We start from the raw sequence: 23475 nt of genomic DNA, 5'->3' as shown, positions 1-23475 counted from the left end.
GCTTTCTCGTGGGTTGCGCACCGAACGATCCTGCCCGGTTCCCCCACGACCGGGTACAACTGCCCCGGCCCCCCACGCCGGGGCAGTTTTTACATGGGGGCTCCGTTTCAGCCGCGCAGCGAACTCGGAGCGCGGCGATATGTCTGCCGGAACGCGGCGTTGAAGGTGCGCAGGCTGCGGAAGCCCGATCGATAGGCGATCTCGGTCATCGGCAGATCGGTCTGGTCGATCAGCCGCTTCGCCCGCTGGATCCTGGCCGTGCGGCCCGCCGCGGCCGGCGTGGTATCCAGATGCTTGCGAAACAGCCGGGCAAGCTGGCGCGCGCCGATGCCCAGCCTGTCCGCAAGATCGTCGACGCCGCCGTGGTCGAGCGCGCCTTCGTCGATCAGCCGCAGCGCGCGCGTCACCGTGGCGCGCGTACCCGTCCAGGCGGGCGAATGCGGCGCGGTTTCGGGGCGGCAGCGCAGGCACGGCCGGAAGCCGGCATCCTCGGCGGCGGCGGCGCTCGGATAATAGCGGACATTGCGGCTCAGCGGCTGGCGCACCGGGCAGACGGGGCGGCAATAGATCCGCGTCGAGGTGACGGCGATGAAGATCACCCCGTCAAAGGCGGGATCGCGCGCATAGCGGGCGCGCTCGCATGCCTCGAAATCCAGCGCGAGGGCATCGGCGTCGGTCATCTGGCCGATCATATCTCCGTCTGCCGCCGATGTCGCGGCCGGGCAATGACGAGGTCCGTTTCCTGCCAGCATGGCCTGTCCGCAGGGGCTATTGCCGCATGAACGAACATGATCGGGAGCTTGCGGCATGCCATCCGTCCATCACTGGATCCGTATCGAACGGCCGGCCGAAGCCGTCTGGGATGCTGCGGCGGATGTGGGCGCGCTCCACACCCGCCTCGTGCCAGGTTTCGTCGTCGCCACGGAAATGCTGGAGGATGTGGCGCACCCCACGCGCCGCGTGACCTTCGGCGACGGCACGATCGTCGACGAAGTCATTGTCGATATCGATCGCGGGCGGCGCCGGCTGGTCTGGAGCGTTCAGGGCGTCACCCATCACAATGGCGTGCTGACCGTCCAGGCCGACGGCACCGGTGCGCTTGTCAACTGGACCGCGGATGTGCTGCCGGCGGAACTGGCGGAACGGATCTCGCCGATGATGGCGTTGGGCCTTTCGACGATGAAGCGGCATCTGGAGCGGGGCTGATCGCGAATATCGCGGCGGCGCGCGCGTTCATCCTTGCGGTTCGTCCCGATCCGATGCCATCAGGGGCCGACAGGCAACGGCTCCGGATCCGGGAATGACCCACACCAGCTTTTATCCCGTCGGCACCCCGGGCCAGCCCTGGGGCGAGGCGGAACTGAACCAGTGGCGCGCGCGGCAGCCGCGGTTGCGCCGCTATGACGTGGATGTCGTGCCGCGTATCGAGGCACTGGCGAACCGGTTCGACCGGTCCGTTTACGGCCGGACCGACTATGCCGGTGAAGCCTATGAACTGCTCGCGCTCGGCAGCCGCGATTTCGATCCCGCATTGCCCAATGCGCTGGTGACGGGCGGGGTACATGGTTACGAAACCAGTGGCGTGATGGGGGCGCTCGCCTTTCTGGAGGCGCGCGCCGCCGATTATGCGGGCCGGGTCAACCTGCTGGTGGCGCCCTGTGTCAGCCCCTGGGCGTATGAACGCATCAATCGCTGGAATTACGACGCGATCGATCCCAACCGCAATTTCCGTCCCGATGGCCCGGCGCGCGAGGCGACGGCGCTGATCGAACTGGTGCGCGGGTTCGGCCATCCGTTCCTGATGCATATCGACCTGCACGAAACAACGGACAGCGACGAAGGCGAATTCCGCCCGGCGCTTGCCGCGCGCGACGGCAAGGCCTTCGAACCCGGGCTGATCCCCGACGGTTTCTATCTGGTCGACGACAGCGCCAATCCGCAGCCCGATTTTCAGCAGGCGGTGATCGCTGCGGTCGAGCGCGTCACCCATATCGCTCCGCCCGACGCGGCCGGGGAGATCATCGGATCGCCCGTGGTGGCGCATGGCGTGATCGAATATCCGCTGGCCGAACTCGGCCTGTGCGGCTGTATCACCGGCGCGCGCTTCACGACCACGACCGAGGTCTATCCCGACAGCCCCCGCACCGATGCGGAGGAATGCCTGCGCGCGCAGGTCGCCGCGGTGTGCGCGGCGCTGGATCACGTGCTTGCCCACGGATCGCCAGGATCCTCGCGCCCCTCCGAATAGGGCGTCAACGCGTGTCGAACGGCATCATGCTACCGCGTAGGGGAACGCTTGCGAGGTGGCCGTGATGAAATGGTGCATTGCCTTCGCTTGCGCTCTGATGCCGTCGGCCGCCTCGGCATGCCCGCCGCGGAACGAAGAACTCGCCGCGCAGGCGGCGGAGCTGGCGGGGGCGCGGGTCCAGCGATACAAACGGGATGTCATGCAGGCGGACACGATCCTGTACGACGTCATGGAGAGCCGTGTCGGCTACGCGGCGCGTAAATGGCGCAAGACCGGACTGCTTCGCATCCTTCATGTCTACAAAGGGCCTTATGCGCGCGGGCAGCGCATCAGGATCAAGGGCGGATACTCGCCTTTCGCCGAATGCAGCCTGCTGCCACCGCTGTCCTTCAAGGCGGGCAGTTACGGCGTTATCGCATTCAATGCGCCAACCGGCCCCGAAGCGGTCATGCATACGGGATGGCTGACCCGCGAACTTTTCGACGATCTGGTCGCGCAGGGCATTATCCGAAATGCCCGTCAGTCCGGGATGGCCGACCGGCGGGCGGGGGCATCTGCCGGCTCGGGAAACACGACGGACCGGGGAATCCGGAGGCGCTGGAGCGATCTGCGCTTCGATGGAAGCATCGAACGATTCGAGCCGCAGACCCGCGAAGCTAAAAACGCTGTACGGGCACCGGGCTGATCACGCTCACCTCAAATGATTTGCCGATCCTGCGATAGGCGAATTCCCCGCCCCGGGCGCGGGCCGTGGCGGGCTGGCCGGACGGATCGAGCCCCGGGCCATCATGCGTGCAATAGCCGTCGCTCTTTCCATCGACGGTGCGGCAGAATGCCAGCCGGCCATTGCGCGGCGCCAGTTCGAAGCCGACCCGCGTGGGAACGGTGGCGAGCGCCGCGATATCGACCGGGCTGATCCCGGCGGCCGTGATCGGCTTCATTTTGGCCATCGGCACCTTGCGCACATTGGCGAACAGCATGATCTCGTCGAAAAACGGGAACCAGGCATCGAAGCGCCCGTCGCCATCGCGGTCCGCCAGGCAGATATGCGGGCGGCCCGATCGGATCTTCATCCGGTCGATCGTGCAGCCGATCAGCATCCGCGAACGCGCGAGCGCGAGCAATTGCCCTTCCGCCAGATCGAACCCGTCCTCCGCGCTCGCAATCGCCCGATCGAGCCGCGCGGAGCGATCGGCGAACAGGCCGCCCCGAACCCAGCCGCCATCGCTCGTGCGGGTCTCGCCGATGGCCGGCGCATCCTGCGGCACCAGCAGGGTGTGGAACGAATAGACCGGTTCCTGCGCCGGTTCGGATGCGGCGGCGGGCAAGGGGGCTGCGATCAGCGCCGCCATCGCCAGCGCCATAGTCGGCCGCCGACCCGTCCTCATGCCACCGCGCCCGGTCATGCGGGATCCTTGCCCGGGGCCGCACGCATGCCCATCATCTCGCCCAGGCGCACGGGGCGTTCCGGCGCCCAATCCCTGTTGAAGGCGACGATACCCGGCCCGAACAGCATCACGATCGTCGAGCCCAGCAGGAAACGGCCCATTTCCGCGCCCTGCTTCAGTATGATGTCCTGATCCTCATAGGTCCATTCCGATACGGACCGGCCACGTTTCGCATTGACCACGCCGTGCCACACCGTCGCCATGCTGCCGACGATCGTGGCGCCCACCAGCACCATCACGAACGGGCCATGTTCGGGGGATTCGAACACGCATACGACGCGTTCGTTGCGCGCGAACAGGTTCGGCACGCCGCGCGCGGTGACCGGATTCACGGAGAACAACGCGCCGGGCACATGGATCATGCGCGTCAGCCGCCCGTCGCACGGCATGTGCAGGCGGTGATAATCCCTGGGCGAGAGATAGAGGTTGGCGAAACTGCCATGGCGGAAATGCGCGGCCAGCGTGGCGTCTCCGCCGACCAGTTCGGTGGTGGTGAAGTGATGGCCCTTGGCCTGGACGATGCGATGATCGTCGATGGCGCCGAACTGGCTGATCGCGCCGTCCACCGGGCAGATGAAATCGGCATCCGCCAACGGCCGCGCGCCGGCTTTCAGCGGACGGGTGAAGAAGTCGTTGAAGCTCGGATAGCTGGCGATGTCCGGATTTTCGGCCTCGTTCATGTCGACGCTGTAGCGGCGCACGAACCAGCGGATCAGCTTGGTCGTGCGTTCGCCTCCGTGCGCGCCGGCGACGCGGCCGGCGAGCAGGGTCAGCGCCTGTTTGGGCATCAGATATTGCAGCAGGACTTTCAGGCGATCGGACATGGTCGCAAATCCCGCGTCACGAACCCGCCCGCGCATATTTCAGCCCGCGCGCGCGGCCGGCGTTCAGCTCCAGCGCGCTCGCCCGTCCGCCCGCGTCGCGGGTGAAGAGCAGTTCCAGCCCCATGTCCGGCGCCCAGAACCGGTCCGGCCCGGTCTGCACCAGCTTCATCTCGGGCAACGGCCCGGCCTTCAGCGTCAGCGCATCGCCCTGGCGGATCACCAGCGGGATCGTCGCTTCGGTGCCGCGATATTCGCCCGCATAGGCGGCGCCCGCCGCCGCGCTCGCCACCGCCGTCTCCACGCGCGCGAAGCGCCGTTCCGGATTGCCTTCGGAGATCAGGCGCATCGCCTTGCCATCGGCATCGAAGGCGATGCGGGTGCCGTCGGGATCGGTCGGGAAGGCGAAGGTGCTGCCGGCAAGCCGGGCGAGCGGCCGTTCGGGGCGGACGGTGCCGAGCTTTCCGTCCTTCAGCGCGAATTCCAGATAGGAACCGGCGGGATCGCGATAGACGCCCGCGAAGGGCCGCGCCGCTTCTCCCGGCGCGTCGGCGGCCAGCACCGTGGCGGGCTTCAGCTTGCCCTCCAGGAAGATATTGGCGACCTTGCCCGCCAGTTCGGCCGAACGCGCGTCGCCATTGTTGCACGAAATCACGATGCCCAGCTTCTCGCTCGGGATCCACCAGGTCATCGTGCGATAGCCGCCCAGCGCGCCGCCATGATGGACGATCGGCACGCCGCGATAGCTGCCGGGCGAAAGCCCCATGCCATAGCCGGTCGGCGTGCCGTCCTTCAGCCGGGCGGAAACGCGCATCAGCGCCACCGATTTCGCGCCCACCTTGCCGCTGTCCATATTGGCGATCCAGCGCAGCATGTCGCCGGCGGTGGAATAGAGCCCGCCATCGCCCACCACGTCGAGATTGGAGTTGGACAGCGCCCAGCCCGTGGCGCTCTTCACATAGCCATTGGCCTTTTCGGGCACGGGCTGGTTGTGATCGTGTTGGAAGCGCGTCTGCGTCATGCCCAGCGGCGTGAAGATCCGCGCCCGCGCGAAATCGTCGAGCCTTTGCCCCGATACGCGCTGCACGATCATCGACAGCGCGACATAGCCGCTGTTGCTGTAGAGGTGATCGGTATCGGGCGCGAAATCCAGCCCCTGCTGGCGGCCGAGCAGGTCGATCAGGTCCTTCTCGGTATAGACATGGTCGTTCGAAATGCCGCTGAGCGCGCCCAGCGTGAAGAAATCGCGCAGCCCGCTATTATGGGTGAGGAGCTGGCGAACGGTCACCGCGTCGGCATAGGCGGGCAATTCGGGCAGGATCGCGCGCACCCGATCGTCCAGCCCCAGCTTGCCGTCCTCCACCAGCAACAGCACCGCCATCGCCGTCACCTGCTTGGAGACCGAGGCCATGTAGACGCTGGACGTGGGCGTCAGCGCGCGCTTCGCTTCCAGATCGGCGGCGCCATAGCCGCGCGTCAGCAGCGTGCGGCCATCCTGTTCCACACCCACGGTGCAGCCGGGCGTGGCAGGGCCGTAATCGGCGAACACAGCATCCACCTTCGCCTGCCTCCCCGCATCGGGCGCGGCGGCGATGGCGATGGACGGCACGACGACACAGGCGGCGGACGCGGACAACAGACGCTTGAACATGAAGACTCCCCTCCGAGGTGGCGGACATCTCTCATGAAGGGGCGGGGGCGGGCAAGGGGTGGTTTCAGGGAGGGGTATTCCTTCCTGTCATGCCCGCGAACGCACACTGCTGCCCGGGATTTTATTCGGAGCTTGAGGCAGCAAGAATTCTCCTTCCCACGCTGAGCGTAGGGAGGAGAGCTTGGATCGCTTCAGCCCCAGATCATGTCTTGACGGCAAGTTCGTGGGCATCCGCCCAAAAATCATCGGAGCCGCGGGAAATTCGGACAATAAAATCCCAGTCACCAGTACGCGAAAGCAGGAATCCAGCCATTTCGAGAAGCATCCGGAAGGCACGGGATCGGCATCCGGTCGACCAATCGGGCGGGCCCTCAGTCCCGCGCCGCCACCGCCTCCCGATACAACGCCAGAAGCTGGCGGCGGGTCGCGCGGGCCACGTCGTAATCCGCGTCGTTGCGCGCCAGCCCCGCGCAGCTTTCGATGTCGCCATGGTGAGGGGCGTCGCGATCGCAGCGCGTGATCCAGGCCGCGCGGCCCGCCATTGCCCGCTGGTGGAGCGCGCGGGCTTCGGCGCACACCGTCTCCGCCCCGTCGGTGCAGCCCTGCGCGAGCGCGAGATAGGCGACATAGTCCGCCCTGTCGGCGTCGCGGGGGGCAGGGCCGCGTGTTTCGCGGACCGCCCGGGCCAGGAAATGGCAGCCTTCCGGATCGATCATCAGCGCGTCGTTGTGCAGGAAACAGGCGCGCGCCAGCAGATCGCGCGCGGCGGCGGGATCGCGTTCCACCCCGGTTCCGGTGAGCGCCATCCAGCCCAGATATTTGCAGGCATAGGGGCCTTGCCCCGGATCGTCGCCGTCGCACACGCGCGCCAGGCGCTGCCGTGCGCGCGCATAATCGCGCAATTGCCGGTTGTGCAGATAGAGCTTGCCCGCTTCGTAGCAGCCGGCGGTGATCAGCCCGGCCGCGCACGACTTGTCATGATGTTCCAGCGCGGCGCGCAGGTCGCCGCCGCGCGCGGCGCTGACGCCGCTGCTCCAGCAGCTATCGACGTTGGATTCCGCCTTGCACGGGGGCGACCGGGCGGCGGGCGGCGGATAGTCGATGGGATAATTGGGAAGCCACGCGCCGTCCGATCCCTTTTCCCGCCCGATCGCGCGCATGCCCGCCAGCAACCGATCGTGCACGCGCGCGATCGTGTCCGGGCGGCAGGAGAGGGTGGCGAGCGCCTTGCCCGCGCGGCTGACGGTCAACAGGCCGAAGGGGTGCAGCGCCGTGGGATCGGGCGCCTGCCCGTCGCGGAAGCCGGCGGCGAAGCGATAGGCGGTGTCGCCGTTCAGGAAGGTCGCGATCTCGCCGATCGTGTCGCCCGGCCCGTCCTCGCGCCGGTAATCGAGGGTGGAGAGCGGGCTGGCGAGCGTCAGTTCGGGCGCCTGGCCGGGCCGGCCATAGCGATAGATGGCGCGCGTGCCCGCGATCGATATCGCCGCTTCCCGATCCTGCCCGGCGATCCGGCAGCGCAGCACCGCATCCTCGCCGGGCGGTGGCGCCGCGATGGCGGCGCCTGCCCACAGGCACAGCAATGCCGCGCCGAAAACCCGTATCAGCCGTTCGATCACTTGTCCGTCGCCTTGCCTGTGCCATCGGCCGGATCGCCCGCGCGCGCCATCTCCAGCGCCTTCGCGGCCTCTCCGGCGGATTCGGTTCCGGGATCGAGCGCCAGCGTGCGTTCCAGCAGTTCGATCGCGCGGGCCATGTCGCGTTCACGGCCATTGCCCGTCTGATAGGCGCGGCCGAGCGTGAAGCAGCTTTCGGCTTCGCCCAGGCCGCACGCCTTTTCGAACAGGCCCAGCGCGCGCTGGCGATCCTTGCCGCCGCCGCGCCCGTCATTCACCATCATGCCCAGATTGCCGCAGGCATTGGCGTCGTCCGCGTCGCAGGATCGTTCGAACAGCGCGGCGGCACGGCGGTAATCGCGGCCGACGCCCATTCCATCGCGATAATGCACGCCCAGATTGTAGCAGGCATGCTGGTCGCCCGCCTCGCACGCCTGGCCGAACAGCCGCGCGGCGCGGCGGGAATCGCGCTTCACGCCCTTGCCCAGCGAATAGGATGCGCCGAGATTGGCGCAGCCGCCGCGCCCGCCCGCGTCGCACGCCTGCCGGAAAAGCTGCGCGGCGCGGGCCGGATCGGCGGGCACGCCTTCGCCGTTCACATAAGCGAGGCCGAGATTGGAGCAGCCCGTCGCCTCGCCGCCGTCACAGGCCTTCGCATAATAGGATGCCGCGCGCTCGGCGGAGATTTCGACGCCGCGCCCGGCGCCGTGGAGATAGCCGGACATGGTGCAGCCGTTCATGTTCCCCAGATGGCAGCCGCGCGCGAACAGCGCCGCGGCGCGCGCCGCGTCCGCCGGAACGCCGTCGCCCTCCAGATGACGATGGCCGAGTCCGGTGCAGGCCTCGCCCTCCGCCGCCGCGCAGCGCGCCGCCAGTGCGGCGGGCGCGTCCTCGTCTTCGGCATCGGGCGCGTCGTCCGCCGGTCCCGCATCGGCGCGCGCCGCCTCGGGCTCGGTCCGGACGGTCTCGGCGCGCGGGGCATCCTGCGCACGGAGCGGGGCGGCGAGGCCCAGCGCCATGAGCGCCCACAGGGCGCGGCGGGGCATGGGCGGAAGGCGATACGCGTGTTTCATGGGCAATCCGAAAACAGGGATCATGAACCGGCCAGACCCATATCGCGACTTGCCGCGCGCCGCCACCGCCAGCCGCGATGGCCCGGAATCGGCCGATGTTCCGCCCGAACGCCGTTCTATGGTCTTCGATACTGGTGTTTCAGGGGGAAAGCACTCGATCGACGGGTTTCCCGTCGTGCGGCCGTTTCCGCCTGATCAGGATATAGATCGCGACCGCAGGAATGCTGACGCTGATGATCCATGCGCCCAGTGCGCCTTGTTTTATCGCACTGGCGGAAAAAATCTGAACATAGAGCGGCTGCGCGAAGATCTGCCCCGTGGTCCAGTCGATGCTCACACGGCCGATGCCCGCAAGGCAGCCGAGTGTCGCCAGCCAACGGCGGCGTACGACGCGCCCGCGCCAGATTCGGACGAGCGCCGCCACCGTCACCGCCACGGCGGCGATGGCCAGCAGCAGCAGCGCATAGTGGGTGAATGACTTGCCGGAGAGGGTGAAGGCATTGAGCTCCGCGACGGGGCGATCGATCCGCATCACATGGAGATTGGCGATCGTCGCCAGCTCCTTCGTCCGGACGATCTCTATCCGCGCCAGTGCGCGCGCGTTCGCTCCGGTGACTTCATAGGCGAGAAATGCCCGCCGGATCGGGATGCTTCCTGTCGCGACCGTCGACACAAAACTGGCATCCACCAATCGCATGCCCGGCGTGCGCGTATCTGGCAGTTCGGCGCGCATGCGCGGCATTGCGGCGGCGACCTCCCGTGCGGCTCCCGGCGGCAGTTTTCGCGCCAGAGCCGCCTGATCGCCGGCGGCGACGTCGCGGATCGCAGCCTGGGCGAGCGCGCGATCCTCGGGCGAGGAAAGCGTGTCCAGCATCTGTTGCTGGGAACAGGCCGCAAGCGTCATGGGGGCGATCAGCAGCGCCAGCCAGGCCATGATCGATGCGGTCGATGGTCGCGCGGTTCCTCTGTCCATCTCGCCACTCTGAAGCGGGCCGGGCGCGCGGGCAAGCGGCTCAACCATGATCCCGGCTTTCGAAGGGCTGGGCATAGTTGCCCTCAAGCTGTTCCGCGGGCACGGCGGGCGCGCCCATGTGGTGAAGAAACAGCGCCTTGATCCGCTCGAAGCCGGCCGCGTAGCCCTTTCTGTCCGGTGTGTCCCCTTCGGCCTGGAGCGCCAGCATGGCGAACTCTTCGGCGGTAACGGTGCCGGTTTTCGGCAACAGGTGGGTCACATGGCGATAGACATCCTCGTCATCGAAATAATGGCCGCAGCATCCCTCTACGACGCACAGATCGTGGAGCAGCCTGTCGGCGGGGCAGGGAAGGACGAGATCGACCTCATGATCGGAATCGCACCAGAAAAAGATCCTGTTGCCGGACATGCTGGCATGGCTTCGTTCCTCCGTTCCTTCCCGCAGAGTGTAGCGCACGCCCAGCGTCGCGAGCGGTGGGATCTCATAATCCTGTTCGGCGGGGTCGATCCGCAGGATGAGGGGATCGGAGTTGCGATTTTCGAACAGCGCGATCGGCATCGGCGCGGAGATAGCCGGATTCCCCGGCATGGAAAAGCGGAACGGCGCGCGGTTGCGCGCGCCGGATGGCTGTGGAAGGGCAGGCCATGGCCTATGCGTTCCCTTCCGGTCGGCGGATGTTCTTCGTGCGGGAACTCCATGAGCCCGTCGAACTCCGCCTGCGCGTGGTGATCGCGGAAGGAGGAGTCACGCGCACGGACGACGGGATCTTCATGGGCGAGCGCACCGAGATCGGGACCATCGACGTCAATCCCGCGCAGCCCGTGATCGAACTGGTCTGGGACAATTACGCGACATATCTTGTCCAGGCGGAGCATTTCCATATCGCCGAAGACGTGGAGCCGGCCAGCATGCTGAGCGAGCGCGGCGCGTCTCCACTGCTCGATTATGTGAGGGAAACGACCTTCGCGGAGGCGATCGTGGGCGAGCTTCGGCACTGGACGCTTTCGTGCATGCACCACATCATCCATGTCGTGTCCGCGATCCCGCCCGAGATCCGCGTGCTGCCGCCCGGCGGGGTTTATTCGATCCGTTGAGCGGCGTGAATTCCGGACCGGTTCCAGCGGCCCGTTATGGAAGAATTCGAAAGTCGTCGCCGATGGTCACAAGCCTCTCGTCCGCATCTGGTCCGAACAGGATCCAGGTGAATGGGTTGCCGTCCGCCGTATCGATGGCGCACGTCGATGCCGAACAGCGTGCGAAGGCTCTGGCGAAATCATCTTCCGCGACCGGAAAGTTCCCTTTGCCAATCCGAAGATTGAGTTCAAACGTAAAATCTCCCCTCAGCCGACTGTACACGGCCTGGATATTTGCCTCTTTGCCACCATGTTCGATCGCGCGATCGGCATCGAAGATCGAAATTGCCGCTTCCCCGGTTTCCAGAATGGCGGCGGCTATGCGCCGGCAAGCCTCCGGATCGATGCGCGCCGCGCCGAGAATGTTGATGTCTCCCATTCCGAGCTCTCCGGAACTCCTGATATGGCCATCGGTTAGCCGTGTCGCGCATGACGAGCAAATGGTGAGCCTTCACGGCGTGCGCATGATCACCGACCGGATGATTATGGCGCGGAGTGGATCGGCGGCGATGACTGCTTCGGCGTTCCGTTCCTCCGAAGCGGGGATCGCATGTCGAGCCGTGAAGGGCCGCTAGATCGATCGGCAATTATCTGGGTGAAGTGAGCCGCCGCTGAGCATCTTTCGATCCGGTTTTCCGAGGTTCTTTCCGATAAGCCACATAGCCGTCCGCTTTTCATTGAGCCGCAACTCCGTGACGCGAAGCGGATCGTCAACCGTCAACCGTCAACCGTCACCCGTCATCCGTCGCCGGGCGGTCCAGCCTCAGGCCAGCGCGCCCCGCGCCTCGTCACGCGGCAGCAGCGCGCGGATCACGAACAGGAGCGCGCCGAGGGCGATCGCGGCATCGGCGATGTTGAAGACCAGGAAGGGGCGGAAATCGCCGAAATGGAGATCGGCGAAATCGACGACATGGCCGAAGCGCACGCGATCGACGATATTGCCCAGCGCGCCGCCCAGCACCAGCGCCAGCCCCGTCACCTCCGCGCGGTGCTTCTCACGCCACATCCACAGCATCACGCCCAGGCTCATCAGGCCGGTGAGCGCGACGAGCGTCCAGCGCATCGCTTCGCTGTCCGCGCTCAGGAAGCCCATGGAGACGCCATTGTTCTCGACATAGGTGAGGTTGAAGAAAGGCAGCACCTCCAGCGACTTGCCATGGCCGTCTACCCCCAGCGGGCCGGTGACGGCATATTTGACGAGCTGGTCGACGACGAGGATCGCGAGCGCCACGATCAGGCCAAGGCGGCGGGCGGGAAGGGTTCCGGTCATGACCATGCCATACCGCGCTTTTGGCGAAAGCGGAAACGGGCGGGCATGGACGGCGCGCCCCGATACCGGCATGACATCGGCTTACGCGGCGAGCGGCGTTCGCCCCGCGATTGGGGCGACGGCATGCGAACCGGGCGATGTGGCGGATGACCAGGATATCGCGCGCGGCATCGCGCCGCCCCGGCGGCATCGAATGGGCGACGCTGCTGATCACCGCGCTGCTCGTTCCCGCCGTGATCCTCGCGCATGAACTGGGCCATTATCTCGCGGGGCTGGCCTTCAACGTTCCGCACCCCCGGCTGGGATTGTCGGGCTTCAGCCATGGCCCCGCGCCCTGGCTGAGCCGGCGGCAAGTGGCGATGATCGGCGTCGCCGGGCCGGCGGTCAGCCTGGCGCTGGCCGCGATCGGGCTGGCGCGGGTCAAGCCCGGCCATGCGCGCTTCGCGGCGGCCCTCGGCGTCGCCGCGTGCATGCGGCTGTGCGAATTGCTGCCCTTCGCGGTGGCGGCGCTGGCCCGCCTGGCAAGGCGCGCGCCCTATCGCCGGACGACCTTCGACGAGCCGCGCGTTTTCGATGCGCTCGGGCTGAACGGCGATATCGCGCTTGTCGGCGCATCGGTGATCTTCGCCGCGATCCTGTTCGCCGTGCTGCGCCGTCAGCGGCGCGGATCGGGAAAGAGCCTGATCATCGGCGGGCTGATCGGCTGGGGCGCATGGCGGATCATGCTCGAACAAGGCCTGCTCGCCTGAACGAAAGGCGGCCGGCCGGTGCTGGTGATTGCCTGGTGGCCTGGTCCCGGGCAGGGGAAATCAGGCCACCAGGCAATCTGAGTGGATCGTGCTTCCGATGGAACTGGGGTACCCGGCCGGATACGATCCACTGGCCGATATCGTCGGTGTCAGCCGAACCACCGCAGCCACACCCACACCATGCTGCCGATGGATATGGCGCCCACCATCGCATGTTGGGGGTTCACCGGGCCGACAACGCCGGACTGGCTGAGGACAAGCCAGGGCATCAGGATGGCGAAGTAGGCGAGGAAGGCTATCGCGAAGGCCCATAGATTAGCCCTTCGGTCATGCTCGTCGGTGCGCGCCAGGTGATAATATGTGATGCCGACGAACCCTGTCGTCACCACGCATGCCATCATGATGCCGAAGGCCGGATCGAATATCCTCTCGCCGGGAATGGTAGACTTGTTTCCGATGCTCGTCAGTGCTCTCATGACAATGAAGAGCACAAAATACGCCAACATGGTCTTGAGATAGACATGGCGCGCCGATCCGGTCGATCCCGCCGATAATGTTTTAGCCCTCTCCATCATCGAATATCTCCTCGATCTTCATGTCGAATATCCGTGCGATCCTGAAAGCGAGCGGCAGCGATGGATCGTGTTTTCCAGTCTCTATGGCGTTCACCGCCTGTCGCGAGACATCCAGCCGCTGGCCCAGATCAGCCTGGGTCCAGTCACGCTCCGCCCTCAGAACTTTCAATCTGTTCTTCATGACCGACTCACATTACAAAATGTAGTGCAACTATGACAATGTGTCAGGCAAACTTGACATCGTCAAGCGCATATCGGCGGTGCCCGGCTGCGATTGCATTCAGGCGACCTGGGCCATGGCGCGGGAGCGAGCGGGGGACGGCGATTGGGCGCCCCGATGCGATGCGCGCCGAAGAAGGAACGATCGCGCGCCCTGTTCCAAGATCTGTCGCCTGTTCCGCCGCGATTCGGCGCCTCGGGCAAAGCAGCCGAACGAATCGGCCGCGATCGAATTCATGGCCGCAACTTTATCGCGACTTGCTCGTTTTGGCGGCCCCGACGCCGCATTAAATCGATCAACTGTCGCGAAACAACGGCCTGCATCGGCTCGCCGCAATATGCGCTCCGATTACCGGGCCGACGCGCCCGCGCCCCGGAACCGTTCATCTGCGCGAAAGGTTCGGCTGAACACCCAAACGGTCCCGATATCCAGGGAACGGCCCAAACGTCGTGAATTTTTTTTGAAGCGTGATGGAGAGGAATCCGAAATCCGGGCGTTATCGCAAGCTCGGCGGTCGGATGAGAAGCTGTGATCACGCAGGCCATGGCCGTTCGAGTTAAAAGGAGTAGCGCAATGAGTCTCATTTCCAAAAGTCCCCGCGCTGTGTTGCTGATCGCCCTGCTTGCCGGGCCGGCCACCGCCAGCCTCGCCCTGCAACCGCAGGATCCGCCGGAAGCCGAGCTTTCGACCAGCGTCGCCGTCGATCCGGCCGGCGCCACCATGGCCAAGGGCCCGGTGATCGAGGGCATCATCTCCGCGCGCAGCACGGACAGGATCCAGATCACCTCGGCGGACGGCACCAGCACGCTCGTCGCCGTCAATGACGAAACCCGCATCAAGTCGCGCGGTGGCTTCCTCGGCCTCAACAGCAGCAAGCTCGCCTCCGCGCAGCTCGCCAACGGCCTGCCCGTCACCGTGAAGACGCTGCAATCGGGCGACAGCCTGATGGCGAGCCAGATCGACCTGAAGAACAAGGATCTGCGCACCGTCGCGATGATCCATGGCGGCACCGATCAGCGCTTCGCCGAACAGACCGCCGCCACGGAAGCGCTGCGCGGTCGCGTCGGCGATATCGGCGAATATAATATCAAGGGCACGACCAACGTGAACTTCGATACCGGCAAGGCCGTGCTCTCCGCGCAGGCGAAGAACGATCTGTGCGCCACGGCCACCCAGGCCGAAGGCACGAAGAACGCGCTGCTGCTGGTGGTCGGTTACACCGATTCCACGGGCAGCGAGGAATTGAACCAGGTGCTCAGCGAAAAGCGCGCCGCCCGCGTGGTCAACTATCTGCAACAGGCCTGCGGCTGGAAGCCCTATCGCATGCTTACCCCCACCGGCATGTCCGAAGCGGACCCGATGGCGGACAATGAGACGCCCGAAGGCAAATACCAGAATCGCCGCGTCGCGGTGAACATCCTGGTCAGCAAGGGCCTGGACGGCATTTGATGTGGGCACGGGATGGGCGGCGCCCATCCCGGTTCCTTGGGCCCGGATGAACCGGAGCCCCTGCGCGGGATCGCGCGATGAGAGATCGTCGCGGGATTGATCGTCGTTTCAAGGCGAGCCGGTAGGCCACCATCCCCCGCAATTCAAAGATAGCGCATCCACCATCGCGAACTTGCGCGTTTGCGCGCCGCGAACCAGCGGCAGGCGAACCAGCAGGGAATGGCCGTCGCCATGGCCAGCAGCCACACCCAGCCGACGGATTGCACGCTCACAAGGCCCGTTTCGCCCGCCGGCCATGCCGTGGCGGCCAGCCGGTTCATGATGTGCAGCAGATAAAGATGGAGCATGTAGAAGAAGAGGGGCGCCGCCCCGAAGATGACGAGCATGCGCCGCAATCGAGGCGCGAGGCGTTCGAAACCGGCGAGCAGCAGCGCGCCGATGCCCAGCGTGAGCAGGAGGAACGCCGCCGATGGCGGATATTTGGTGAGGTTGAAGACGCTCATCACCGTGCGAAGCGGATCGGCATGGGCAGACCATGGCAGCGGCTCGCCATGGAAATTGCCGGAACGCAGCACGACGAAGATCACCAGCGCCGCGGCCCCCGCCATCGCGAGGCGCTTCCGGCGTGTCGCGGCCGATACGTTTGCCCGAAACCAGGGCCCGATCGCATAGCCGAGTGCGATGACGCCGATCCATGGCAGAAGGGGGTAGGACGTCCGCGCCGTGGCGCCCCAGGGAAGCGCGATATGGCCGCGATCGTGCAGCACGGCCCATGCGGCGTGGGCGCCGGTTCCATCCTCGAAATGCACGCCGTCGATCAGATTATGTCCAAGGATGATGAGCCCCGCGATCGCGATCAACGCGGAACGCGGCAGATGAAGCAACGCGGATAGCGCGATCATCGACAGTCCGATGGCCCAGATCACCTGCAGGAAGATCGTCGCCGGCGTAAGGTCGAAGGTCCAGGCGAAGTTTATCACCGTCCATTCGAGCGCGACGAGAAACAGGCCGCGCTTGAACAGAAAGGCGGAGGCGGCCTGATCACTGCCTTTGGCGTCTCCATACAGAAACGCGGCAAGGCCGGTCAGCGCGATGAAGACCGGCGCGCAGAGATGCGCCGCAACGCGTGTCGCGAACAGCGCTGGGGATGTCGCGGCAATGTCCATCGGGTCGCTGACCTGGGCGTGGAGAAAGAAGAATTCGCGCGTGTGATCGACCAGCATCAGCAGGATGACGAGGCCGCGCAGCGCGTCGATCGACTCGATCCTGGCGGGCTTGAGAGTGGGGGAAGGGGGCGAGGCGGCGGCCGCCCGGGCGGCGGTTGGCGGATGAATGTCCATGTATCGTTGCGTAATGATACAACATAACAATCAAGGCAACCCCATGTTTTTCTCTCCGCCGGATCAGGCGGAGAGTGATGTCCGATCGATCATTTTCCGCTCAACGCCTTGCGCGCCGATCGCGCCAGCGCGCAGTTCCGCCCGGTCACGGCGCATTCCCGCTCCAGCATCTCGACCACCTTGCGCTGTTCCTGCTGAACGAACTCGTCGTTGCGGATATCGGGCGAGAACATGTTCCTGCCGACGGGCGGCGCGGCGCCGGGATCGGCACGGCGAACCTCGCCCGAACCGGGCAGGACAAGCGACGCGGCACGCGGAACCGCAAGCCCGATCACGACCCCCAGAACCAGACATACCCCCGCCACGGCCACTGTCCCCATGCGTCGGCGCGGATGCGTCATGACCGGTCCTCCGTCTTGATCGGCCCAGACTATCACGGCGGAGAGAGGCCGGCACGTTGCTGGATCTGGTGGCGACTGTGGCGGGGTTTGGCGGCTTGAGGTTGCGGCTTGATTGCGGTTATGGCTTGGGAAGGCGGGCGCTCGGAACCGGGAATGCGCCGACAGGCGATTATCTCCATATTCGCGCTACCGCCGTAATGCCCGAGCAAGCCTGCCGATACAGGCGATCGACAGACGAGCCGCCGCACCCAGGCAAGAGGTCGTGAGGGCGCCCACTACAGCGGCCAATGGCGCATCTTCGTTTCGCCGCGCCACCGCACCCAGATATTCCCGGGTGCCGGGGTCCGGGCAATGCCCGTCCGGACAAGGCAGAACCGGCTGACTACCATCATAATAGACCCACAAGCCGACGAGCGCGGACAATGCCAGCAATCCGTACCAATAACGGTGCCTGAATCTGGTTTCCCGTCGTGTCACACTGTTTCGATGCGACGAAATCGGCGGATCGACAATCGCGCCACATGGAGAAGCTGGCGGCGGTTGCGCCTCACGACGCAAGCGGCGATCCTATCACAGCGATGAGTGCAGCAATCCAATACTCTGTAATCATCAGCCCATTTTCATATTTGGGTTTCATGCCCTTGTCGCCACAATGCCCGGGTACAGACCCTACAACCGAGCATTCTCGCCTCCGCTTTTCCCGACGAATAACGGCAGAAACGTTGAAGACTGCCCAGAATGGAAGGATTCCTCAAGCCGACGCTGGACCGCTCTAGCCGGCGCAATAGCCTTACCCCTCAAGCAGGCGGGCTCCCTCTAGGATGTGCCGCGCAGGCTCCCGCGCCAGCCGCGCGAACTGGAGCTTTGCGCATCAACGTAGCCAGAAATTTGACTGCCTCCATCAAGCTTGCCAGAATTGCGAAATTTTGCAACCTTGTGCAGTGAACAGAAGGCCTTGCATGAGCGTAAGGTTCGTCCAGATGACGTGGCAGGTTTTTCTTGATTACCAGAATTGAAATAGATGGTTTTAAAACCTTCCGCATGTTCTCGGCAGACTTGAAGCCGTTCGTAGCTGTTGTTGGCCCGAATGCCACCGGCAAGTCAAATCTTTTTGATGCATTAAAGTTTCTTTCAAGGCTCGCTCAGGTCGACGTTCGCCAAGCTATGCAAGAACTTAGAGGGGAGCCCGAAGAACTTTTCCGTCAAACCCCTTCTGGAAACGAAACCATAATGGCATTTGCTATAGAGGTTCTTTTGCCTGCGCGGGGAGTTGACGATTTCGGCGCCTCCTTCGAGACTCCTGCCCAACGTCTGCGATACGAGATATCTATAGAAATGAGGGAGGACCCTCACGGTATATTTGTTACTCATGAAGATTGTAGGGTGATTCGCGCAGAAGACGACAAGATGGTTTTCAAGACGCCGGAAAAAATTAGCCGGTCAGGTCGAAAAACCCCGTTTCTGGAAACAGAAAAAGACACCCAAGGGCGATCACGAGTTTTCACCATTAGACAAGACGGTGTCGCAGAGAGTGGTACATCAAAGAGAGGCAATCCGTTGCAACTACCAGCGGCGGAGGCATCACGCAGTGCGCTTTCAACTATCGCGACCTCCGAATTTCGGCATTTATATGCGCTTAAAAAGCTCATTGCCGGCCCGCAGTTTCTTGAGATCAATCCATCCGAGGCGCGCAGAGCAAATGATCGTTTTGAAGATAAACGCCTGAGGAGCAATGCTTCCAACTTAGCGGCCAGCCTCTCTGAAATTCAACGCCTATCAGCGACCGAAAATAGGCCAACGGGAGCCATTGCGGATATTTCTGCTGATCTTGCGCTACTGATACCTCAAGTAAGAAGCGTTCGATTGTTAGACGATACAAAGAACAGAGAATATGCATTTGAGGTTCAAATACGTGATGGAACCTCTTTCAGCTCTCGTGTAATAAGCGACGGAACTATCCGATTGTTGGCCCTTCTCGCCGTAGTTGACGACCCCAATCGTCAAGGCATTCTCTGCTTTGAAGAACCGGAAAATGGCGTGCATGAAGGCAGGATTCCGGATCTGATAACCCTCTTGCGCGAGGCCACTGAAATTCAAGATGAGGATGGCGACTATTTTCAAGTCCTTCTCAACACCCACTCACCGGCTGTAATGCGCACGTTAAATCCGGATGAAGTTCTGTTTGCTGACATGGTCCGCAGCATGTCGGCCGATGGAGAAGATTCTCAAGTTCGCACGAGAATGAGGCGGATAGCTCCCTCGAAGGGGCTATTCGATGACGAGCATCACTTATACCCTGAAAAAGTTGAGGAAATTCTACGAAACAAGGCTGGTGGTATTTAATGTACCTTTCGTGGTCGGCATTTTACGAAGGCGCAAGCGACGCGCAATATTTTAATATTATTATACCCAGGCTTCTAGATGAGATCATTAGAGAGTCAGGGAGAAGGCCCTGCGACGTCGGCGAGTTTCCTGCTGTAGAGTTTGGGATTGGCGATCGCTCTTTCGAACATGTCGCTGCAGATATATGCGCACGAAAGAACGAATTCCATATTATATTTGTTCATGCCGACCTTGGGGGGCGGGGACAAGCTGCGAACGTTGCGCAGCGCAGGGAGCAACTCATTCAAATAGCTCACGCAATGTGCGAATTTGATCCCCGCATTGCCGTCATGCTTTCTCCAGAAAAGGAAATTGAAGCGTGGGCGCTAGCGGACTCTGCTGCAGTTAAGGCAGCCCTAGGTGTCAACACGATACCTGGAGATCTAATGCCCGACACACCAGCGGCGGCCGAGAGATTGCTGGATCCGAAGTCTAATCTCAATGCAATTATTAGAAGCGTGGTAAGAAGAAGGTCTTCCGATCGACAGATTCTAGTTAGAATTGCTCAAGAGCAAAGCATTGACAATTTGCGCCGCGCAAGCTCATTTAGATCATTTGAATCATGCTTACGAGAGGTTCTTGCGAGGACTGGTTTTATTGAATAATTCGACAGATTTTCGCTTCCAATCAATTGTATTTGACATATAATTATAGGATGTAGATTGAAATCCGACCTTCATTGCTGCATCTAACCCATTGAGTAAAAGAGCGGTGCGATCGACAGCTTCATCAGCAGCTAAGAATTATCACTCCGCCCCCCAGGCCGTCCCTCGATGCTCCCGATCGACAGCCGCCGCTTGCGCTTGTTCCCCGCCGGTTTCCCCGGCGTGCGCTTGCGTTTCCAGTGATTGGGGATGGCGGGCGGCAATTCCTTCCCCCTGCGTCTGCCGAAATGCAGGGCGATCGCGGTCGGCAGGGTGAGCGCGAACAGCGCGGTGAAGCATATGCCGCGGATCTCCCCCGCGCCGTACCAGCCAAAGGCGATCGACAGGATCGCGGGTGAGAGGAAAATCATGGCGAACCACAGCCTCGCCTGATAGGCGAAGCCGGGCTTTTCGCCGCGTTCCAGCCCGTTGCGCGCGAACCATCGCGACAGGCGATAGCCCAGCCCGGTCCCCGCCATCGCCAGCGCGACATACAGGATATGCAGCAGGAGCACGCCTTCGATACGCATGGCATCGGCGTATCGGCGCCGGCCGTGCGTGGCAACCGCCTGTCCGTTCAGCCGCCTATCCGCTCAACCGTCGCCCGGGCGAACGCCCTCTTGTTGATATTGATTGTATAATTCATGTATACGATCTGGGAATGTGAGAAGGGGGCGACGATCGGGCGATGCGATACTGGATGAGCCCGTTGACCGCCGCCGCGCTGGCTATCTCGCCAGCCCTCACCATCGCCCTCGCACGCGCGGAAGCACCCGCCGCCGCGCGTGCCGCGCCGCATCAGCCTGTCCGCGTCATCCTCGATACCGATATGTGGGGCGATATCGATGACGTGCTGGCGCTGGCGATGCTCCACGCGTTGCAGGATCGCGGAGAGGCGCGGCTGCTGGCGGTGACGGGATCGACCGACGATGCCTCCTCCGCCGCCTTCATCGATGCGCTCAACGGCTTTTACGGCCGCCCCGCCATTCCCGTCGGGCTGGTGCGCGGCGGCGTGACGGCGGAGCGGACGGCCCGGCGCTTTCCGTTCCTGAACGCCGTCACCCCCTATACCGAGGCGCTGACGCGCGCGGCCAAGGCGGACGGATCACCGCTGTTCCCGCGCGGGCTGAATGATGGACGCGCCGCGCCCGATGCGGTCGCGCTGCTCCGCCGCACGCTCGCCGCCCAGCCCGACGGCAGCGTCGTCATCATCCAGATCGGCTTCGCCACCAATCTGGCGCGGCTGCTGGAAAGCCGGGGCGATGCGGCCAGCCCGCTCGACGGGGTGAGCCTAGTGCGGCGCAAGGTGCGGCTGCTGTCGGTGATGGCGGGCGGCTATGCCGATGCGCGGGGACGCCCGCTCGCCAAAAGCGCGCCCGAATATAATCTGGAGCTGGACGTGCCCGCCGCCCGCGCGCTGTTCGCCGCATGGCCCACGCCGCTGGTCGCCAGCGGGTTCGAAGTGGGCGTGTCGATGCGGATCGATGGCCGCGCGGTCGATCGCCTCTATGGCCATGCCGCGCCGCACCCTGTGCTAATGGCCTATCATCATGTCGATCCCGCCTATCGCACGATCCGCCGGACCGCGCCGGGCGCGCTGCACGATCACGCCACCTTCGATCTCACATCCGTGCTCTACGCGGTCCGCCCCGATGACGGCTATTTCACCCTGTCCGCGCCGGGGCGGATCAGCGTGGCGGCGGACGGATCGAGCCGCTTCACCGCGCAACCCGGCGGCACGCACCGCTATCTGAAGATCGACGACAGCATGCGCCCGCGCGCGCTGGAGGCGATGACCCTGCTCGCCAGCCAGCCGCCCGCGCGCTGAGCCGGAGCACCGGCTAGCCTTTGCGGCGGTACAGGATCAGCGCGAGGATGCACGACCCATATACCCCCGTCAGAATGGTGAGGTCGCGCAGGCTGCGCCACCTCGCCTCCGCCATGAAGGAGGTCATGTCGCCATCGGCCGCCGGGTGAACCAGTGCATTGGCCCAAAGCCGCGCCCATATCGCCAGCGCGTAAAGCGCCGTGATGATGAGGGCGAATACAAGCTTTCGGCGGGTCATGGATGGCAGACCGGAATCTCAAGGAAAGGTTCAGTCCGAATAATCGCGGCCCGAGTCGTACATCGACGTGCTGTCTTCATTCCTGTCGGATGGCCCATCGCCGCCTCTTATGAACTGGACAACGCACCAGAGCATGAAGGCGCCGATCGGGATCATCCACCAAAGGCTGCTCATGCCTGCCCTCACCTTTCCCGCCCGCGCGGCCCGGGTGCCGGGGCGGTCCGCCGATCATAAGCGCGATGCCCGCCATTCGCCACCCGTGCCGCGCGGATCGCACCGCTTGCGGCGGCCGGGGTTTCCGTGCTCAAATCGCCGGGCGATCGCGCGGAAATCAGGCGAGGGCTGAACCATGTCGCGAATGATCATGGCGCTGCTGTTGACGGCCCTGCCGCTGCCGGCCGCTGGCCAATCGCTGACCAGCGAACAGGCCATGGAGAATTTCCGCGCGAAGACGATGCAGCCGCCGCGCTGCGTGGCGAGCGGCGACCCCGACGACATCACCGTCTGCGGCAGCCGCAACCAGGGCGCATACCGGCTGCCGCTGGATGAACCGACGCCCGGCGCGCGCATCCGGGGGGAGGCCGCCTCGGCGGTCGCGGTGGCCGAAACGCGAGACACCTGTTCGGCCGTCGGCCGGAATCAAAGCTGCGGCGGCGGCCTGCCGATCATGGGCATGGTGATGATGGTCGCGAAGATCATCGAGAAGAAGATCCTGAACCCGGACGATTGAAGGCGGTGCCGCACCACCCTCCACAGGCATTCCAACGATGCTTCGCATCGCCGGAACCTTCGCCTGTTCCGCCCGCTCCCCTCCATCAAAGCGCCATGAACAGCGCCGCCGCGACGCCGCCCACCGCCGCGATCGCGGCCGCCGCGCGCAGGATGTAGCCGCGCAGGTCTCCGCCGCCGCGCGGTTCGGCGAACAGCGGCGCGGCATAAGCGGTCGCGTCCGCCTCATGTGGCAGATCCCGGATGGCCGCCGTGCGGGAGATCAGGCCCGGACCGCTGACGCCGCTGGCCAGCGCCAGTTTCTCGAAGGCCAGCTCCATCTTCTCCTCGCGCAGATAGCGCGCGATCTCCACCATGCGCGCGTCGGGGGCCGGGCCGGAAAGCCGGCCGACAAGCTGCTCCACCTCGATATCGAAGCGGTGGAGCTGGTCGATCGCCTCCATCGCGCGGCGGCGGTCGCCGCGTTCGAGCGCGAGTTGCAGCCGGGTCAGCGAAAGCATGCCCGCGCGGCAGAACTGCAGGCCCAGCGCATGGTCGATCGCGGTCGCGTTCCCCGCGTCGGGCAGATAGTCTTTCCGGGCCGAAAAGGCGTTCATGGTGTTTGCTCCCTGCATCATCGTTCGCCCCGTCGACACAGGCTTAGAAGCGGGATCGGTCAGGATGACAGCCCCGATCCGATCCGTCGTGTC

The 23475-nt window shown here is 64.4% G+C and carries 28 protein-coding genes; 10 read left to right on the top strand and 18 right to left on the bottom strand.

Annotated elements, in window-relative coordinates; translation table 11 throughout:
- Positions 1-107: 107 nt before the first annotated feature.
- Entirely contained in the window at positions 108-680 is a 573-nt protein-coding gene (locus tag K7G82_RS06285) for a bifunctional transcriptional activator/DNA repair enzyme AdaA (protein ID WP_222988967.1), read from the bottom strand.
- Positions 681-807: 127 nt separating this feature from the next.
- On the opposite strand from K7G82_RS06285, the gene K7G82_RS06280 reads away from it, so the two are divergent.
- The 3 genes from K7G82_RS06280 (at position 808) to K7G82_RS06270 (ending at position 2933) form a co-directional block, all read left to right on the top strand.
- The gene (locus K7G82_RS06280; RefSeq protein WP_222988966.1) at positions 808-1206 is read left to right on the top strand and encodes an SRPBCC family protein; all 399 of its coding nucleotides are present in this window, start codon (positions 808-810) and stop codon (positions 1204-1206) included.
- 94 nt (positions 1207-1300) lie between these two features.
- On the top strand, positions 1301-2248 hold the full coding sequence (locus tag K7G82_RS06275; protein WP_222988965.1) for a M14 family metallopeptidase: 948 nt from the start codon (positions 1301-1303) through the stop codon (positions 2246-2248).
- Between the two features lie 55 nt (positions 2249-2303).
- Positions 2304-2933 carry a hypothetical protein gene (locus K7G82_RS06270; RefSeq protein WP_222988964.1) on the top strand — a complete coding sequence of 210 codons (630 nt, stop codon included), beginning with the start codon at positions 2304-2306 and terminating at the stop codon, positions 2931-2933.
- Here K7G82_RS06270 and K7G82_RS06265 read toward each other — a convergent pair.
- From K7G82_RS06265 to K7G82_RS06235, 7 genes are all read right to left on the bottom strand, one after another.
- Positions 2905-3654, bottom strand: a complete 750-nt coding sequence (locus K7G82_RS06265; protein ID WP_222988963.1) for a hypothetical protein — start codon at positions 3652-3654, stop codon at positions 2905-2907. The two genes, K7G82_RS06270 and K7G82_RS06265, sit on opposite strands and share 29 nt — an antisense overlap.
- Complete coding sequence (asd, locus tag K7G82_RS06260) at positions 3651-4520, bottom strand: archaetidylserine decarboxylase (RefSeq protein ID WP_222988962.1); 870 nt, start codon at positions 4518-4520, stop codon at positions 3651-3653. The genes K7G82_RS06265 and asd overlap by 4 nt, the downstream gene beginning before the upstream one ends.
- 16 nt (positions 4521-4536) lie before the next feature.
- Positions 4537-6168 carry a serine hydrolase domain-containing protein gene (locus tag K7G82_RS06255; protein ID WP_222988961.1) on the bottom strand — a complete coding sequence of 544 codons (1632 nt, stop codon included), beginning with the start codon at positions 6166-6168 and terminating at the stop codon, positions 4537-4539.
- 371 nt (positions 6169-6539) lie between these two features.
- On the bottom strand, positions 6540-7784 hold the full coding sequence (locus tag K7G82_RS06250) for an SEL1-like repeat protein (protein ID WP_343228533.1): 1245 nt from the start codon (positions 7782-7784) through the stop codon (positions 6540-6542).
- A complete protein-coding gene (locus K7G82_RS06245) occupies positions 7781-8854 on the bottom strand; it encodes a tetratricopeptide repeat protein (RefSeq protein ID WP_222988960.1) in 1074 nt (357 codons plus the stop codon). Before K7G82_RS06245 ends, K7G82_RS06250 begins: the two co-directional genes overlap by 4 nt.
- Before the next feature lie 139 nt (positions 8855-8993).
- Positions 8994-9827, bottom strand: coding sequence for a hypothetical protein (locus K7G82_RS06240; RefSeq protein ID WP_222988959.1), 834 nt, complete (start codon positions 9825-9827; stop codon positions 8994-8996).
- Between the two features lie 40 nt (positions 9828-9867).
- Positions 9868-10416, bottom strand: a complete 549-nt coding sequence (locus tag K7G82_RS06235) for a hypothetical protein (protein ID WP_222988958.1) — start codon at positions 10414-10416, stop codon at positions 9868-9870.
- Between the two features lie 56 nt (positions 10417-10472).
- Between K7G82_RS06235 and K7G82_RS06230 the strand changes: the two genes are divergently transcribed.
- Positions 10473-10922: a hypothetical protein gene (locus tag K7G82_RS06230; protein WP_222988957.1), complete on the top strand. Its 450-nt coding sequence runs from the start codon at positions 10473-10475 to the stop codon at positions 10920-10922.
- A gap of 34 nt (positions 10923-10956) precedes the next feature.
- Here the strand turns inward: K7G82_RS06230 and K7G82_RS06225 are convergent, their stop codons facing one another.
- Together K7G82_RS06225 and lspA are read right to left on the bottom strand one after the other, a co-directional pair.
- Positions 10957-11340, bottom strand: coding sequence for a hypothetical protein (locus K7G82_RS06225; protein WP_222988956.1), 384 nt, complete (start codon positions 11338-11340; stop codon positions 10957-10959).
- Positions 11341-11724: 384 nt separating this feature from the next.
- A complete protein-coding gene (lspA, locus tag K7G82_RS06220) occupies positions 11725-12231 on the bottom strand; it encodes a signal peptidase II (RefSeq protein ID WP_222988955.1) in 507 nt (168 codons plus the stop codon).
- A 146-nt stretch (positions 12232-12377) separates the two neighbouring features.
- On the opposite strand from lspA, the gene K7G82_RS06215 reads away from it, so the two are divergent.
- Positions 12378-12980, top strand: a complete 603-nt coding sequence (locus K7G82_RS06215) for a zinc metalloprotease (RefSeq protein WP_222988954.1) — start codon at positions 12378-12380, stop codon at positions 12978-12980.
- A 149-nt stretch (positions 12981-13129) separates the two neighbouring features.
- Here K7G82_RS06215 and K7G82_RS06210 read toward each other — a convergent pair whose 3' ends face one another.
- Both K7G82_RS06210 and K7G82_RS06205 read right to left on the bottom strand, forming a co-directional pair.
- Complete coding sequence (locus tag K7G82_RS06210; protein ID WP_222988953.1) at positions 13130-13555, bottom strand: hypothetical protein; 426 nt, start codon at positions 13553-13555, stop codon at positions 13130-13132.
- A complete protein-coding gene (locus K7G82_RS06205; protein WP_222988952.1) occupies positions 13539-13736 on the bottom strand; it encodes a helix-turn-helix transcriptional regulator in 198 nt (65 codons plus the stop codon). The genes K7G82_RS06210 and K7G82_RS06205 overlap by 17 nt, the downstream gene beginning before the upstream one ends.
- A gap of 612 nt (positions 13737-14348) precedes the next feature.
- On the opposite strand from K7G82_RS06205, the gene K7G82_RS06200 reads away from it, so the two are divergent.
- Positions 14349-15224, top strand: a complete 876-nt coding sequence (locus tag K7G82_RS06200; RefSeq protein WP_222988951.1) for an OmpA family protein — start codon at positions 14349-14351, stop codon at positions 15222-15224.
- 143 nt (positions 15225-15367) lie between these two features.
- Here the strand turns inward: K7G82_RS06200 and K7G82_RS06195 are convergent, their stop codons facing one another.
- Both K7G82_RS06195 and K7G82_RS06190 read right to left on the bottom strand, forming a co-directional pair.
- The gene (locus tag K7G82_RS06195) at positions 15368-16564 is read right to left on the bottom strand and encodes an acetyltransferase domain-containing protein (protein WP_222988950.1); all 1197 of its coding nucleotides are present in this window, start codon (positions 16562-16564) and stop codon (positions 15368-15370) included.
- A gap of 89 nt (positions 16565-16653) precedes the next feature.
- On the bottom strand, positions 16654-16965 hold the full coding sequence (locus tag K7G82_RS06190) for a hypothetical protein (RefSeq protein WP_222988949.1): 312 nt from the start codon (positions 16963-16965) through the stop codon (positions 16654-16656).
- 999 nt (positions 16966-17964) lie between these two features.
- Here K7G82_RS06190 and K7G82_RS06185 point away from each other — a divergent pair.
- On the top strand, positions 17965-19308 hold the full coding sequence (locus tag K7G82_RS06185; protein ID WP_222988948.1) for an AAA family ATPase: 1344 nt from the start codon (positions 17965-17967) through the stop codon (positions 19306-19308).
- On the top strand, positions 19308-19952 hold the full coding sequence (locus tag K7G82_RS06180; RefSeq protein WP_222988947.1) for a hypothetical protein: 645 nt from the start codon (positions 19308-19310) through the stop codon (positions 19950-19952). The genes K7G82_RS06185 and K7G82_RS06180 overlap by 1 nt, the downstream gene beginning before the upstream one ends.
- Positions 19953-20083: 131 nt before the next feature.
- Here K7G82_RS06180 and K7G82_RS06175 read toward each other — a convergent pair whose 3' ends face one another.
- On the bottom strand, positions 20084-20521 hold the full coding sequence (locus K7G82_RS06175; protein WP_222988946.1) for a hypothetical protein: 438 nt from the start codon (positions 20519-20521) through the stop codon (positions 20084-20086).
- A gap of 158 nt (positions 20522-20679) precedes the next feature.
- On the opposite strand from K7G82_RS06175, the gene K7G82_RS06170 reads away from it, so the two are divergent.
- A complete protein-coding gene (locus tag K7G82_RS06170; RefSeq protein ID WP_222988945.1) occupies positions 20680-21819 on the top strand; it encodes a nucleoside hydrolase in 1140 nt (379 codons plus the stop codon).
- Positions 21820-21832: 13 nt separating this feature from the next.
- Here K7G82_RS06170 and K7G82_RS06165 read toward each other — a convergent pair whose 3' ends face one another.
- Entirely contained in the window at positions 21833-22057 is a 225-nt protein-coding gene (locus K7G82_RS06165) for a hypothetical protein (RefSeq protein ID WP_222988944.1), read from the bottom strand.
- Between the two features lie 30 nt (positions 22058-22087).
- A complete protein-coding gene (locus tag K7G82_RS06160; protein WP_222988943.1) occupies positions 22088-22231 on the bottom strand; it encodes a hypothetical protein in 144 nt (47 codons plus the stop codon).
- Between the two features lie 190 nt (positions 22232-22421).
- Between K7G82_RS06160 and K7G82_RS06155 the strand changes: the two genes are divergently transcribed.
- On the top strand, positions 22422-22787 hold the full coding sequence (locus tag K7G82_RS06155; RefSeq protein WP_222988942.1) for a hypothetical protein: 366 nt from the start codon (positions 22422-22424) through the stop codon (positions 22785-22787).
- An 85-nt stretch (positions 22788-22872) separates the two neighbouring features.
- Here the strand turns inward: K7G82_RS06155 and K7G82_RS06150 are convergent, their stop codons facing one another.
- Complete coding sequence (locus K7G82_RS06150) at positions 22873-23382, bottom strand: hypothetical protein (protein ID WP_222988941.1); 510 nt, start codon at positions 23380-23382, stop codon at positions 22873-22875.
- Positions 23383-23475: the final 93 nt, after the last annotated feature.

The organism is Sphingomonas colocasiae, from assembly GCF_019880585.1.
Lineage (GTDB): Bacteria > Pseudomonadota > Alphaproteobacteria > Sphingomonadales > Sphingomonadaceae > Sphingobium_A > Sphingobium_A colocasiae.
The sequence above is the reverse complement of the archived record's forward strand: the minus strand, read 5'-3'. Positions and strand labels throughout refer to the sequence as shown.